11 protein-coding genes and 2 tRNA genes are annotated in these 14,980 nt (G+C 63.5%); 8 read left to right on the top strand and 5 right to left on the bottom strand.

All coding sequences use genetic code 11. From position 1 onward, the window contains the following. Positions 1 to 90 precede the first annotated feature (90 nt). The 4 genes from MMF98_RS13180 (at position 91) to MMF98_RS13165 (ending at position 10,464) form a co-directional block, all read left to right on the top strand. Positions 91 to 2,322 carry a transglycosylase SLT domain-containing protein gene (locus MMF98_RS13180; protein ID WP_243306728.1) on the top strand — a complete coding sequence of 744 codons (2,232 nt, stop codon included), beginning with the start codon at positions 91 to 93 and terminating at the stop codon, positions 2,320 to 2,322. Next, on the top strand, positions 2,323 to 9,249 hold the full coding sequence (locus tag MMF98_RS13175) for a GNAT family N-acetyltransferase (protein ID WP_243306727.1): 6,927 nt from the start codon (positions 2,323 to 2,325) through the stop codon (positions 9,247 to 9,249). It abuts the gene before it with no gap. A 174-nt stretch (positions 9,250 to 9,423) separates the two neighbouring features. Beyond that, on the top strand, positions 9,424 to 9,888 hold the full coding sequence (locus MMF98_RS13170; RefSeq protein WP_243306726.1) for a helix-turn-helix domain-containing protein: 465 nt from the start codon (positions 9,424 to 9,426) through the stop codon (positions 9,886 to 9,888). Positions 9,889 to 9,918: 30 nt separating this feature from the next. Next, positions 9,919 to 10,464 carry a PIN domain-containing protein gene (locus tag MMF98_RS13165; RefSeq protein WP_243306725.1) on the top strand — a complete coding sequence of 182 codons (546 nt, stop codon included), beginning with the start codon at positions 9,919 to 9,921 and terminating at the stop codon, positions 10,462 to 10,464. A 51-nt stretch (positions 10,465 to 10,515) separates the two neighbouring features. Here MMF98_RS13165 and MMF98_RS13160 read toward each other — a convergent pair whose 3' ends face one another. Further along, a complete protein-coding gene (locus MMF98_RS13160) occupies positions 10,516 to 10,968 on the bottom strand; it encodes a Rap1a/Tai family immunity protein (RefSeq protein WP_243306724.1) in 453 nt (150 codons plus the stop codon). A 21-nt stretch (positions 10,969 to 10,989) separates the two neighbouring features. After that, on the bottom strand, positions 10,990 to 11,463 hold the full coding sequence (locus MMF98_RS13155; RefSeq protein WP_243306723.1) for a hypothetical protein: 474 nt from the start codon (positions 11,461 to 11,463) through the stop codon (positions 10,990 to 10,992). A gap of 118 nt (positions 11,464 to 11,581) precedes the next feature. On the opposite strand from MMF98_RS13155, the gene MMF98_RS13150 reads away from it, so the two are divergent. From MMF98_RS13150 to MMF98_RS13135, 4 genes are all read left to right on the top strand, one after another. Beyond that, positions 11,582 to 11,767, top strand: coding sequence for a hypothetical protein (locus MMF98_RS13150; RefSeq protein ID WP_243306722.1), 186 nt, complete (start codon positions 11,582 to 11,584; stop codon positions 11,765 to 11,767). A gap of 105 nt (positions 11,768 to 11,872) precedes the next feature. Further along, positions 11,873 to 12,262 (top strand): hypothetical protein, encoded by a 390-nt coding sequence (locus tag MMF98_RS13145; protein ID WP_243306721.1) that lies wholly within the window; start codon positions 11,873 to 11,875, stop codon positions 12,260 to 12,262. A gap of 186 nt (positions 12,263 to 12,448) precedes the next feature. Then, positions 12,449 to 13,372: a site-specific integrase gene (locus MMF98_RS13140; protein ID WP_243306720.1), complete on the top strand. Its 924-nt coding sequence runs from the start codon at positions 12,449 to 12,451 to the stop codon at positions 13,370 to 13,372. After that, complete coding sequence (locus MMF98_RS13135; RefSeq protein ID WP_243306719.1) at positions 13,369 to 13,599, top strand: DUF4224 domain-containing protein; 231 nt, start codon at positions 13,369 to 13,371, stop codon at positions 13,597 to 13,599. Before MMF98_RS13140 ends, MMF98_RS13135 begins: the two co-directional genes overlap by 4 nt. A gap of 102 nt (positions 13,600 to 13,701) precedes the next feature. Here MMF98_RS13135 and MMF98_RS13130 read toward each other — a convergent pair. The 3 genes from MMF98_RS13130 to MMF98_RS13120 all read right to left on the bottom strand — a co-directional run bounded on the left by MMF98_RS13130 (position 13,702) and on the right by MMF98_RS13120 (position 14,973). Further along, a tRNA-Lys gene (locus MMF98_RS13130) sits at positions 13,702 to 13,777 on the bottom strand. Positions 13,778 to 13,951: 174 nt separating this feature from the next. After that, positions 13,952 to 14,027, bottom strand: a tRNA-Ala gene (locus MMF98_RS13125). A 76-nt stretch (positions 14,028 to 14,103) separates the two neighbouring features. Continuing rightward, positions 14,104 to 14,973: an NAD(P)-dependent oxidoreductase gene (locus MMF98_RS13120; protein ID WP_243306718.1), complete on the bottom strand. Its 870-nt coding sequence runs from the start codon at positions 14,971 to 14,973 to the stop codon at positions 14,104 to 14,106. Between the last annotated feature and the right edge of the window lie 7 nt (positions 14,974 to 14,980).

The following is a 14,980-nucleotide window of genomic DNA, read 5'->3' as shown; positions in this document are numbered from 1 at the left end:
GGCCCGGTGCGCCATTGAGCGTACCGCAACCGGAGCTGGATGCTCACCTCGAGGCGCGAGCTGCAATCGATCGCATTGCTGGAGCCCGCAATGCCTAAGGTTCCCAGCTACGACAACTTCCAGAGCCAGGTATCCGCGCAGCCGGCGCCCTTGCTGTCGGCACCCACGGGCCCAGCGGCAGGCGCCATCGCCGCCGACCAGGCCAGCAACATGGGCGCGGCTCTTTCGCGCACCGGGGGCGCGGTGGCCCGACTCGCCCTGGATGCAGATGAACAAGCGAACCAGGTCCGCGTCAATGACGCGATGAACCAGTTGCACGCCGCAGCGCAGAGCCTTGCATACGACACGCAGAACGGCTACACACAGCGCCGCGGCAAGGCTGCGCTCGATCCGGACGTCGACGGGCGGCCACTTGATCAAGTTTACGGTGACCGCCTGAAAACACGGGCATCCGAGCTTGCGATGTCATTGGGCAACGAGGCACAGAAGCGGGCATTCAACATGCACGCCGGTACGCTCGTCACGCAGTTTCACGGCGAGGTTGGCCGGCACATGACGAAAGAGTTCGGCGTCTACAACGACAAGGTAGACGACGGTACGGTAGATCTGGGCACGAACGACGCAATGGTGCACTGGGACGACCCCGACTACATCAACGGGCGGCTTGACCCAGCAACGGGGTCAAGGGGACCTGGCGTGATCGCAGCGATCAAGGCAGCCGTCATGAACAAGGCTCAGCGCGCAGGGCTGACGGGGACTCCGGCCGAGGAGGCAATGCTTGCAGCCGTCAGCAAAGCGCAAAGTGGGGTCGTGCTGACCGCGCTCGCCAAGGGAAACCCGCAATACGCGCTGCAGTACCTTGACGGTGCCCGCAAGCGCGGCGAGCTGTCTGCGGATGACGTGCTGAAGCTGCAAGGACACGTCGACCTGGCTGTCTCAAACAACCTTGCTCAGGCCGCCGTCACGGTGGCGACCACGCGGGTATTGCCAGCAATTGCACCCTCCAGCTTTGACACGATGGTGCAGATCACGGCGATGTCGGAGAGCGGCGGGCGAGAGACGAACCGCGACGGCTCAACTGTCACCAGCCCCAAGGGTGCACAAGGTGTGATGCAGGTGATGCCAACCACGAATAAAGACCCTGGTTTTGGCGTCACGCCTGCGCGCGACGACAGCCCCGGCGAACGCGCCCGCGTCGGCCGCGACTACCTGCAAAGCATGCTGCAGAAATACGGTGACCCCGCAAAAGCATGGGCGGCGTACAACGCGGGCCCTGGTGCGCTCGACAAAGCCCTGAGCCAGGCCGCAGCGGGACGCAGCGGCTCACCCGATTGGCTGAGCTACATGCCGAAGGAAACACAGGCGTATGTCGCCAAGAACATGAGCGCGCTCGAGAAGGGGCGGCCCGTCGCGCCGCGGCCGACCGAGTTGGAGTTCGTCGACTCGGTACTTGCACAACTGCCCCCTGGCGCGCCGGCGCAGACGGTGAGGATTACCCGCGAAGCCGCGGTTGCAAAGTTCAACATGATCAACCGCTCTATCACCGAGCAGGGGGAAAACGCACTCGCCGCGGCGCAGCGGTGGGTGATCGACAACAAGGACACACCGGTTTCGATGCTTCCTCCCAAGCTGCTCGACGACCTACGTCGGTTTGCCCCCGGCAAAGTTGACGATTTGGACAAGTTCAGCAAACAGCTGAAGACCGGGGACACGACGACCAACACGGCGGTTTATCTCAAGCTGGCATCAGATCCGCAGTATCTGGGCGGACTCACCGACGCGCAGTTTTTTCTGCTCCGTCCCATGCTCGCCGAAAAGGATTTTGTCGAGTTCAACAAAACGCGGATGGCGCAGCGCACTGGAACGGGTGCGGGTGGCTGGGGCAATCTCAACACCCAAGCTATTAACGACACGATGAGCTCCCGGCTGCGCAGTTTGAAAATTGATCCCACCCCCAAAGAGGGTAGCGACGACGCGGTCTATGTGGGTTCCCTACACAAGTTTGTGCGCGATGAGATTGCCACCGCTCAGCGCGCCGCAGGCAAGGCATTTTCCGACGTGGAAACAGCCAAGTTCATCGACGGCCTGTTTGCGTCGAACGTGCAATTCAAGAACACGGTGATGGGGGTTGCTGTGGGCAGTAGCAGCAAGTCACTGCTCGCGCTCAAGCCAGATGACATACCTGGCGACGTCAAACAGGCTCTGAAAAAAGACTTCGCTGCGCGCGGTAACTCCAACCCCTCAGACGCCGACTATCTGGGCGCGTACCTCTACCTCAAACGCCACGCGCCTCAGCCGCGCAGCAACACCGGAGCGAAATAGATGGCAGAAAAACTAGACACCCAAGGCGCGGTTGACGCGTACCTGGGTGAAATGGCCACGCCGGCCGCACTCGGTGCGCAAGCCCGGCTCTCAATGAACGCCGTCATCGGCAACCGTCCGGACTACGAGGCGGAGCTCCGCGCTGTCGCGAGACGGACTGGCGTGCCGGTGGACACCGTCCGTAGCTTGCCCGAGGAGATGAAGCGCCAGGCCACGTTGGGCGCTTACGATTTTGATTCGATGGCGGCCCAGTTTCCCCTCGCCACCAAGTTCCTGGCGGACCAGGACAAGGCCGCAATCGCCCACGACGACGTCGGTGTGTTGTCCGGTTTGGAGGGCGCCGCCAAATGGATGGTGAGCGCCCCTGGCACAGACCGCAATCTGGCGAATGCCGGCGAGTACCTTCGCCGTTCTGCGCACGCGGGGTTCCTCAGCTTGACTGGGACGGGGGCAAAACTGCTCAATGCTGCCACCGGCGGCCTGACTGAAGCCGAATTGGCTGTGGTCTACAAAGATGACCCGCTGGCCTTTCAGCGGACCATGAACGAAAGCGCTGCCGCGGCACCGTTGCGCTTCATTCGCAGCCAGCAACAACGTAGCGAACAGGTCATGGCGGAGCTGTCGCCGGAAACCAAGGCCCAATACGGCGGCCTGCGATACGGCACTCTCGAGGAAAATGAGTCCGCTTGGCGCAGTCCGCTCAAGATTGTGGGGGACGCGCTGCAGTCGATTCCTTCTGCCCTCGCCACGGCGGTGAGCGTGTACCTCACGAAGGGGGCTGGCGGCGCAGCGAAGGCCGATGCCCTCGCCGCCGGTTTGACGCCCCAAGCCGCGCAAGCCGCTGCGGTATTGGCAGCCGGGGAGACCATGGCACGTATGGGCGCCGTGACCGAGGGTGCGGTGGGGTATGCGCAGCAGGCGAACCAGACGCGCGAGGACGCGGACAAAGTCAGCGACGAAGTGCTGGCGACCTCGCCGGCGTATCAAAAGCTGCTCGCAGACGGCTACCACCCCAAAGTGGCACGCGTCCTGGTGTCCGCCAACGCCGCCGAACAGGCTGGCGTCATCGCGGGCATCGTAGACGCGGCGGTGAATTTGGTTGGCGGGAAGTTCCTCGGCCGCATTGTTGGTGAAGGCGGCCGCCCCGGTGTCGCTGCCGCGAAAGCCGCCGCGACCGAAGGCGCCACCGAGTTCGTGCAGAGCCCCGGTGAGCAACTGGGCCAGAACATGGCTATCCAGCAGAACATGAACCCCGGCCAGGATCTGACCGAGGGGCTTCTCGAGAGCGCCCTCCAAGGTCTTGCCGTCGGCGGGCTCACCGGGGGCGCTATGGGCCATTTGGCGGCGCGCACAGCCAAAGCGGACACATTCGCCCAGCAGGCCGAGCACAACGCCACCGTGCTGGAGGCGATGCAGAAGACGGCCGAGGCCAGCAAGTTGCTCGAACGCAGCCCCGAGACCCTGACCAGCTACATGCAGGACCTGGCCGACCAGGGCGCCCCCGTGGTGTACGTGGATTCTGCCAAGCTGGTGGAGGCGGGCGTGGACCTGAATGCGTTGGCGCAGGCCGTGCCCGCCGTGGCAGCCCAGCTGCCCCAGGCGGAGACTGGCGGCGATTTCGCCATCCCCACCGGCGAACTGCTGACCCAGACCATCGGCACGGAATTTGCCCAGCCCCTGATCGACCACGCCCGAACGGCGCCCGACGGCATGAGCCGTGAGGAAGCCAAAGCCTACATGCAGGAGCACGGCGACCGGCTGACCGCAGAGGTGGAGCGCGTGTTGGCCACCGAGGCTGACGACGCCGAGTTCAAGGCCGGGCGCGACCAGGTGCAGGCCCAGCTGGTGCAGCAACTAAACGAGATCAAGCGATTCACCGCCAAGGTGAATGAGCAGTACGCGACGCTGGCGGCCAACTTCTACGCCGTCATGGCCGCGCGCACCGGCATGACGGTTCAGCAGTTTGCCGACACCTACAAATTGGGGTTTGCCGCGGGCGAGGCCAAGGGCTCAACCGTGCTGGATCAGGCTCCTACTCTCGATCAGCTACGTGCAGACTTCGATGCCGCCGGGCTGGACCACGCCGTAGCGGAAAAGAATGGCGTGATCACGCTCTCCAAGATCGTGGTGTCGCAGGCCTCACGCGGCCGGGGCGCCGGCACGCGCGCGATGCAGGCCCTGGTGAAATACGCCGATGCGACAGGGCAGCACATCGCGCTCAGTCCCTCGGCCGACTTCGGCGGTAACAAGGCGCGGCTGGCAGAGTTCTACAAGCGCTTTGGCTTCATCGAGAACAAGGGCAAGAACCGGGCTTTCAAAACCACCGAGTCAATGTATCGCCCGGCACCGGGCAAGGTGTTGGAGCAGTCGGCGGTAGCCGGAATGCCACTGCAGGGCGACGAAGTGGTGCCCACGAGCGCGACGCCCGCCCAGGTGCGGGAAAAAGTCACGGCGTGGGCCAAGCAACGATGGAGCGAAGCCAGCGGCGGCGCGCCCGAGGCAGTGCGCAATGCCGACCCGGCGTTCGGCAAGGAGGTCGTTATCACCTGGCAGGGCGCAAAGCATGCGCTCGCGGGCGCCAACGAGCCGGAGCTACGCTTGGTCCCCCACATCCCGGACATCTTGCGTGCGGCGCGGTTCACGCGTACCGAGCCTGCCAAGCCGGGCGCGGCGGTCACTGTCAAGCAGACGCACTTTTTGAGTACGGAAGTGGTGTTGGCCGGGGAGTCTTTGACCGTTGGCATCGTGGTGCACGAGAAGGCCAATGGGCAGATGTTTTATGACCAGTTCATCGTCAAGAATCCAGCCCACAAAAACGCACCCCCGCTTGGTGCTTCTGGGTCCGCTTCATCGGGCGAATTTTCCGATGCGTTGGGATACCAGCCGTCCGGCGGGGGTAGCAGTATTTTACCTCAAGACGCGCGCGGCCAGATCGCCTTTGCGGACGACATCACGCGGCAGGCCAGCATCATCAGCCTGTTCAAGGGCGCCGATCTGTCGACGTTCATTCACGAAAGCGGCCATTTCTACCTGCAAGTCCAGGCTGATCTGGCCGCACGCATAGCACAGCGCGTGGCAGCCGGCGAGCAACTGACCCCGGGTGAGCAGGGCATCGTCGATGACTTCAGCAAGCTGCTGGACTGGATGGGCGTCAAAGCCACCCCCGAGCTGTCGGCGCTGGATCACTGGGCAGCCATGACCGGCGCCGAAAAACGCCCCTTCCATGAGAAGTTTGCGCGCGGCTTCGAGGCCTACGCCTTCGAGGGCAAGGCACCCAGCCAGGACCTCACCAGGACGTTCCAGACCTTCCGCGCCTGGCTGGTGAACGTGTACCGCTCGCTGCTCAGGTCCGTCAGTGCCACGCCCACCGACGTGGCCAGCGCGATGGACGTGGAGCTGACGCCCGAGGTGCGCAGCGTCATGGACCGCATGCTGGCCACCAGCGACCAGATCGCTGAGGCGGAAGCCGCGCGCGATATGGGCCCGTTGTTCAAGACCGCCGAAGAAGCGGGCATGACGCTGGACGAGTTCAAGGCCTATCACGACCAGGGCGTGCAGGCCACCGCCGACGCCATCGACCAGTTGCAAAGTCGTGGACTCAAAGACATGCAGTGGCTGCAGAACGCGCGCAGCCGCAAGCTGAAAGAGTTGCAGAAGCAGCACGATGCGCTGCGCGCGGAAATCACGCGCGAGGTGCGCGCCGAGGTCATGGCCCAGCCGATCTATCAGGCGTGGGCGTTCCTGACCAGCCGCAGCGAATCCAAGGTGGTGCCGGGTGTCACCGACACGGCCACGGCGGATCTGTCGCAGGCGTCGGGCAAGCTGCGCACCCAGGCGCTGCGCGACGCGTACGGCATCGAGGACGACGCCATCTGGCGCAAGCTGTCGGCGCTGCACATGACCAGCGACGAGGTGGGTTCGCACCCTGACATTGCGGCCGAGATGTTCGGCTTCACCTCGGGCGACGAACTGGTGCGCAAGCTGGTCGCGGCGGAGCCCCCGGCCTCGGTGATCCAGGGCATGATCAATCAGCGCATGCTTGAGGAGCACGGCGACCTGTCCAGTCCGGCCGGCATCGAGCGCGCGGCGGACGAGGCCATCCACAACGAGGCCCGCGCCCGGTTCGTGGCCACCGAACTGCGCGCCCTGCAGAAGGCCATGAGCGTGCGCGAGAAGGTGCCCGGCCAGAAGAACACGGTGGACGTGCTGGCGCGCGCCGCTCGGGAGTACGCCAGCGCCACCATTGCCCGGTTGAAGGTGCGCGACATCCGGCCCGGCCAGTACGCCGCGGCTGAGGTGCGCGCGGCGAAGGCAGCCGCCAAGGCCATCGGTGACGTGGCGAAGGCCACGATGCACAAGCGCAACCAGTTGATCAACATGTACGCCGCCAAGGCCGCCTACGCTGCGCAAGACGAGGTCGGTGCCATCGTCAAGTACCTGCGGAAGTTCGATGCGTCCGCGACGCGCCAGGCGCTGCCCGGTGAGTACTTGGCGCAGATCGACATGCTGCGCGAGAAATACGAACTGCGCGAGCAGTCGGGCGCGGAGATCGACCGCACGGTGGCGCTGCGCACCTGGGTGCAGTCGCGGTTGAACGCCGGCGAGATCCCCGCCATTTCCGAGTCGCTGCTGGCGCCGGCCGAGCGCCGCGCGTACACCGCCGCGATCGAGGCGCGCGACGAGGAGGGCAATCTGGTCTACCCGGACGACGAGGAGCGGATCAAGCTGCTGGCCGACGCCATCGAGCGCGGCGCGCGCCGGCCGTACAAAGAGATGACGGTGGAGGAAATCCGGGGCTTGCGCGACACGATCAAGCAGATCGAGCACCTGGGCCGCCTCAAGGAAAAGATGCTGACCGCGCGCGACGGCGCTACCTACGCAGCAACGCGCGACCTGCTCGCGCAGACCGTGGTGGACAACGCCAAGAAAAGCGGCAAGAACGTCCGCACGAGCAACACGCTCACCGGCAAGGCCCTCGACAAGGTCAAGGAGTTCGGTGCCAGCCACATCAAGGTTGCCACGTGGACGCGCATCTTCGACGGGGGCAAGGACAACGGGCCCTGGTGGTCGGCGGTGATCCGGCCCGCCAATGAACGCGCCACCTTTGAATCGACGCGGCGCGCGAAGGCCACCAGCGAGCTGATGGAGATCATGGGCCCGGTGCTCAAGGACGTGTCCGTGATAGACCAGATCGGGAAGGGGCAGTATTTCCCCGAGCTGGGCACCAGCCTCAACTGGGAGGAGAGGTTCGCCATCGCGGCGAACTACGGCAATGAGTCGAACCTGCAGCGGCTCATGGGCGGCGGCATCGAGGGCGCCACCAAGACACTGAGCGAGGCGCAGATCCAATCCGTGCTCCGCACGCTCACGGCGGCTGAGTGGCATGCCGTGCAGAAGGTCTGGGACCACTTCGAGAGCTACCGGCCCGAGATCGCGGCCAAGGAGCTGCGCGTCAACGGCGTTGAGCCCGAATGGATCGCGCCGCGCCCCTTCAGCGTGCGGACGGCCGACGGCCAGGTGGTCGCGCTGCGCGGGGGCTACTTCCCGGTGGTGTACGACCCCAAGACCAACATGAAGGCCCAGCAGCACAGTGACGCCGAAGCGGCCAAGAACGCGATGAAGGCGGCCTACAGCGTGGCCACCACGCAGCGCAGTTTCACCAAGGCGCGCGTCGAGGAGGTCACCGGCCGGGCGCTGCTGCTGAATCTGCGCGGTCTGTATTCCGGTGTGAACGACGTCATTCACGACTTGGCCTGGCACGAGTGGGTCATCGACATGAACCGGCTGATGAAGAGCAATACTATTGACACCGCTATCCGCGAGCACTACGGGCCCAACGTCAAGCGCGAGCTGACGAAGTGGCGCGATGACATCGTGGCGGGCAGCAAGCGGCTTGACCACGGCATCGAGAACGCCGCGGGTTGGATGCGCAAGTTCGTCAGTGCTGGCGCGCTGACCTACAACGTCATGAGCGCGATGATGCAGCCCCTGGGCATCACCCAGTCATTCACGCGCGTAGGCACGGGCTGGGTGGCAAAGGGCATCGGCCAGTACGCGGCCGGCCCAGTGGAAGCGACGCGGATGGTCAAGGAGAAATCCGACTTCATGGCCAACCGGACGCGCACGATGTTCCGCGACCTGAACGAACTGCGCAACCGCGTCGCCGGGCAGACCACCGGCCGCGAGCTGATGGGCCGGTACGGCTACTTCCTGACCATGCACCTGCAGATGGGGGTGGACATCCCGACCTGGATTGGCGCCTACGAGAAGGCCACAGCCGCCGGCCACGACGAGGCCACGGCTATCGCCTTGGCCGACCAGTCAGTGAAGGACTCGCAGGGCGGCGGCGAGGAGGTGGACCAGGCGGGCATCACGCGCGGCGGGCCGTTAGTCAAGCTGTTCACCGTCTTCTACGACTTCATGAACACCCAGGCCAACGTGCTGTACGGCAAGGCCGCCACGAGCGAGTCCAAAGCCAGCACCTTCATGCACTTCGCGCTGGTGGGCGTCATCACGCCGATCCTGGCCGCCGCACTCAAGGACGCGTTGACGCCCGGCGATTCCGGCGACTGGGACGACTGGGAGAAGGCGCTCAAGAAAATGGGCGTGGAGGCCATGTCCAATCTGCTGGGCATGGTGGCCTTTGGCCGCGAGTTCACTACGGCTGCAAAAGCGCTGGTGGGCGAAGACAAGGGGGTTGGCTACACCGGGCCCGCCGGCCTGCGCATGATCCCGGATACGTTCAAGCTGGCCCACCAGGGCGAGCTGGACGACGCATTCCGCAAGGCGTTCGTGAACCTGATGGGCGACCTTGCCGGTATCCCGGCGGTGCAGATCAACCGCACCGTGACGGGCATCGAAGCCCTGCGGGACGGCAAAACAACGAACCCAGCCGCGCTTGCGTTCGGGTATCAAGTAGCGCGGTGACGGCGTAGATGAGTGGTCACTAACATAAGTGCGCATCGCGTTGCGGTTGTTTGTTGTGCGTGTTTGTGTTTCGTTGTTCGTTGTTGCGTTTACTGCGTTTGTTGCGCATAATTCGTTTAGGCCCGCCTAAACAAGAGGCCACCACTGGCAACTGCGAAACGATCAAGGAGAAACATGACCAACCAAGTACTGGAGCCGGCAAATGAAGCCGAGGCCGAGATGGCTGCCGTAGCCACCGCGTGCCTCGTGAAAGCACTGGATCACTCGAAGGCAAAAACGATTCGGATGACCATGCTTTTTGACGACGGGCAAGGTGATTGCCCTGAACTACTGCTGCCCCCGCGCGCCCTGCGTTTTTTCGCGGACGTGTTAAGGCAGATGGCCCGGCGCGAGCCCATGTTGCTGATGCCTCAGCACACTGAGCTCACGACGCAGGAGGCCGCCGCGATGCTGAACGTGTCGCGCCCTTTTGTTATTAAGGAAATCGACGCGGGCCGCATCAAATGCCGCATGGTGAATCGTCATCGACGAATCCTCTTTGTTGACTTGGTCCAGTACCAGGCGCAGCAGAAGAAGGATTCGGCAGCAGCATTGAAAGAGCTCAGTCAAGTCAACCGCGAAATCGGTCAGGAGCTTTGAATGTCTGGAGCAGCGCGTTACACAGGACTTTTGGACGCCAACGTCCTATACCCAGCACTGATGTGTGACGTGCTGCTCAGCTTGGCTCATGTTGATCTTTACTATGCCCGGTGGTCGCCACACATCGAAGAAGAGGTGCGGCGAAACCTCGTGAAGAACTACCCCGGCACCGACGCGGCCGTCGACAGGCGCCTGACGCTGGCCCGTAACGCAATCCCTGATTGTTTGGTGACGGGCTACGAGCCGTTGATCGATACCCTCAAGCTGCCGGATGTTGACGACCGGCACGTCCTGGCCGCGGCCATCGTGGGCCACGCCGATGCGATAGTCACGTCGAACGTGAAGCACTTTCCATCCGAAGCGCTTGCGCCTTACAACATCGAGATCCAGACACCTGATGAATTCATCGTCAACCAGCTCGACCTGCGCAAGGTCACGGCGTTGACGGCCATCAAAAACATGCGTGAACGCTGGGAGCGGCCGGAAATCACCGCCGAGCAGCTGCTGCAGTTGCTGGCTGATCGCGGCATGCCGTTGACGGCAGCACACCTGGCCGATGCGGTCGGGCTGATCTAATTTGTTTTACACAGCCCGTACTGCTCGATGATGATGGGCTGGGGAGAAAGCTCACAAAGAGCAGCCGTACTTTGCTGCCACGGCCTCGCGCGCTGCGACGCCAAACGGTGCGGTGCCCTGTCTAGGGTGGCGGCTCATGTACGTCACGAAGGCCTCCACCACATCGGCTACTTTCGCGTCGCTCGGTATGCACCGGGCCCGTGGGCGGATGGCGTCGAGTCGTTTACCTAGATCTGCCACGCCGCGCGTGGTAAGCATAGCCTCGCGGTCATGGATAAGAACAGCTGCCGCGCCGCTGTCCGCCCCTTGTGCGTACCCCGCCATGAACCCCCAGGTGGCAAACGCACACAACTCGCCGCGATCGGCCGCGCCAGCCCGCGAGAGAGTGCAGTCAAGATACACGCGGCCGGCGTCTGGCATCTCCTCCCCGATGGGTGCCGCGAACGCGCCCAGGCAAATTGAGACCGAACCGGCCAGAACGACAAAAAGGCGAAGGGGGTCCATTAGACGCTCCAAGTGGATAGATCAGTTTTGACCTGACGGGTCTGGGTACCGGGTGATGATGGCCTTCAACTGCTCCTGGCGATAGGGGAATACCTCGTTCGAGTCGCTGAAGTCGTTTTGGAAATCGTGATCACCAAAGCGGCGCCGCGCTTCTTCGTAGTACGGGATCTGAACACGTCGAACAAAGTCGACAAACTCATTCATGTCGAGCACCCTGCCTTCAGGTGTTCCAGGATCCGGTTCCTGCACGGGGCCACGGCTGAGTTTGGTCAGCAGATAAGTCAAGCCGTCCACGCCAAGGAAGTCGGTAAGTGCAGCGGATGAACTGAAGTTTTTGTTATCGCAAATCTTCTGGTGAATTATTTTGAAATCGTGGGCCTTGTGGAAGCCATCCACACCCCCCGGAGTGGACTGCCAAATCACGTAGCCCCGTTGATTTGGCTCAATGGGTTTGTGGCAGACGTCGCAATACCAGCGGGTTAGGGGCTTGTCCATGATGTGCATCCTGTGGGTCGAGGTCGTAAATAAATTCTAGTCCGACCGCCAATCGGAGCGTTGTGATTTCTCGCACAAGGATTTGCGCAAAATTGATTATGGGAGTACCATAATCAATATGAAAAATGAACTTGCTGGGCGCGGCGGCGCGGGCAGAGGTCAAGGGCGCAAAGCGTTGCCCGAAGACCTGGTGCTGAAAGCTGTGACGATAAAGCTGAGCGCCGCTCAACGCGAAAAGCTTCAACGCCTTGGCGGCGCACCGTGGGTGCGCAAGAAAATCGACAAGGCAAAGGTATCGGAATAACCGCTTTGCCCCGCGGCGGTCTATGCGGGGCACAAAAGACGACGGCCAAGGTGCTTGGAACCACCCTGACCGTCTGACCATAACCGATCGCTGAAAGGATCAACCATGGCTGACGCAACTGTAAATCAAACCTCGCGGGCTCGCGCGCCCACAATCACGCCTTTCGAATTTCACCGTGGTGCGGTGGACAACGTCAGACTGCCCGGCCGTATGGCGATGGCTTTCGCGGAGCGAGCCCGTAGCATCGCAGCCGGCGCGGCGACGGTCGCGACCATCCTTCACCACAACGACATGGCCGAGAACGGCGGCGATCTCGATAGCACGCCGCTCTTGTCACCCAGCGATAGGGAATCGCTGATGCTCATGCTCAGCTGCAGCTTGAGCTATCTCGTTGAAGACGCCGACCAGCACATGGATGAAGCCTACGAACAGCACACTTCCGAAGGCGAGGCCGAGCGCCTCCGTTTCGCAGCCCATACGGTCGCTAGGGGCTAGCGCGGCCACTTTTTAAAGGCACACCGTACCGCCCCGAGTGCCGGGGGCATTTCCAATGAGGTATCCAAAATGACCGTAGGCCACGCGCCGCATCGGGGGACGCCCCCGTGCGAGAGGCACATCCGTTTCCGCACGAAGCGCTCTCGAGGGGCTAAGGGACAGGACTACATCTACTATTTTTACGACATGCGCGGCACGGGCAAACCCGACGTTTCGCTCGGCCGTGACCGGGCCGCAGCGCTGGCGAAGTGGGACAAGCTGCACAACAAACAGCCCCTTACCGTCGGCACGGTGCAAGAGGCCATTGACCGGTGGCGCGAGCGCGAGCTGCCCGAATACGAGAATGCAGAGACGCGCAAGGCATACACAAAGCAGCTGGCCAAGATCGAGGCCTGGTGCGGCTCGATGGCTTGGCACGAGATTACTTTGCCGATGATGAGGGCCTACCTCGACAAGCGCAGCGCCATGACCCAAGGCAACCGCGAGATGTCGGTGCTGTCGATCGTTTGGGGCAGGGCGCGGCTGTGGGGTATGACCGCGCTTCCGTGGCCGGCGGCCGGCGTCAAGAACTGGAAAAACGAGGAGGCAGCGCGAGAGTCGCACGTCACCGACGAACTGTTCGAAGTGCTCTATGCCCAGGCCGATCAAGTACTCCGTGACTGCATGGACATCGCGACGGCCACCGGGATGCGCCTGACGGACGTTCGCACCATCAGGTTACCGGTGGCTGGCCTGCTGCGTTTCAAGGCGAGGAAGACGGGGAAATGGGCAGAGTTCGACGTCGCCCGTTCGCCCGTGCTCTGCGCGCTGGTGGAGCGGCGCCTGGCCATGAAGGCGTACAGCGTGATGCTGCTGGCGACGCACACCGGCCGGCAGGTGTCTTCCCGAATGCTCAGCGACCGCTGGAACGCCGCCCGGACCGCTGCGGCCAAGGCCCACCCCGAGCTGGCCGACCAGATCGCGGCGATGTTTCTTCGGGACATGCGCAAGCGCGCGGCGGATCTGGCCGAGGACATGGGCGCCGCGTCGACGCTGTTGCAGCACAGCAGCACCAGGTTGACTGAGGCACACTACCGGACCAAGGCCACGAGGCTGAAGGCCGTGCGATGATCGCAGCAGCATCGCCTCCGCAAAGTGAGTTTTTAGCCGCCACGGAGCTTCGGGATCTCACTGGGTTTGCGCGGTCGACGGCCCAGATCGCCTGGTTGCAGGTGAAGGGCGTGCCGCACCGGGCCGACGGCCGGCGCGTTATCGTGTCGCGCGTGCTGGTGCGTGAGTGGCTGCAGGGTCGGCAAGCAGTCACCAGCAAGGGGCCGAACTGGTCGAGCGTGAAGTAGCTCCTACGCCATCCACTTCGCGGCAAAAACACAGCTCGGCAAAAAGTAAAGCCCGCTACCAATTCGATAGCGGGCTTTCCAATGCTCCTGCGAGCTTACAAGTGGTGGGTCCTGAGTGACTCGAACACTCGACCTACGGATTAAGAGTCCGCTGCTCTACCAACTGAGCTAAGAACCCGAATTGAATGCCTGTTGCCGTGAAGGCTTCAGTTCAATTTCAGACAAGCCTCAGATTATAGCGTAATCATTCTGGCCGATGGGTCTGCGAGGCAGATTTTTTCGAAGCGGGCCGAAAATACCAGCGGCCGGAAAAATAAAAGGCCAGACACCGGGGTGTCTGGCCTTTGGGTCTTGGTGGAGAGGAGGAGGATCGAACTCCCGACCTTCGCATTGCGAACGCGACGCTCTCCCAGCTGAGCTACCCCCCCAAGAGAACTCAAGTATAGCAAGCCGCGCGGGGAATGTCAGTTCCGGCCCGGGGGCGCGGAGGTCCCCGCGCCGCGGCTACTGCATGCCGTTGCGGCTGGCCAGTTCCACGAACAGGCCCGCGTGGTCGAGATCGGTCAGCCCGTGCTCGATGCCGTCGGCATAGAGCTGCTCGAACAGCGCGGTGATCGGCGCGTCGAAGCCGCTTTCCTCCATGGTGGACAGCGCATTGCGCAGGTCCTTGAGCTGTACCGACATGCGCGCGCGTGGCGCGAAGTCGCGCTCCACCATGCGCTGGCCATGCACCTGCAGGATGCGGCTGTCGGCAAAGCCGCCGGAGATGGCCTCGCGCACCTTGGCCATGTCCGCGCCGCCCCGGGCCGCGAACAGCAGGGCCTCGGCCACCGCGCCGATGGTGATGCCCACGATCATCTGGTTGGCCAGCTTGGCGAGCTGCCCGGCACCGTGCGGGCCCACATGCGTGGCGCGGCCCAGTGCCTGGAACACCGGCTGCGCGCGCTCGAAGTCGGCCGCCTTGCCGCCGGCCATGATGGCCAGCGTGCCCTGTTCGGCACCCACCGTGCCGCCCGACACCGGGGCGTCGAGGTGGGCGATGCCCAGCGCGCCGAGCCGTGCCGCGTGGTCGCGCGCCTCGCGCGGCTTGATCGAGGCCATGTCGATCAGCAGCGCGCCCGCGCGCATCGCGGCGGCCACGCCGTGCTCGAACAGCACGTCGTGCACCACCGCGCCGTTCTCCAGCATGCTGATCGCCACCTCCGCCTCGCGCACGGCGTCGGCGGCCCGGCCGTGCACCGTGGCACCACAGGCCGCGACCCGCTCGGCCTTCTCGCGCGAGCGGTTCCACACATGCACCTCGTGGCCTGCTTCGCACAGGCGCCTGGCCATGGGAAAACCCATGAAGCCGATTCCCAGGACGGCTATCTTCATCGCTATT

The organism is Variovorax terrae (genome assembly GCF_022809125.1).
GTDB classification, from domain to species: Bacteria; Pseudomonadota; Gammaproteobacteria; order Burkholderiales; family Burkholderiaceae_C; genus Variovorax_A; species Variovorax_A terrae.
The sequence above is the reverse complement of the archived record's forward strand: the minus strand, read 5'-3'. Positions and strand labels throughout refer to the sequence as shown.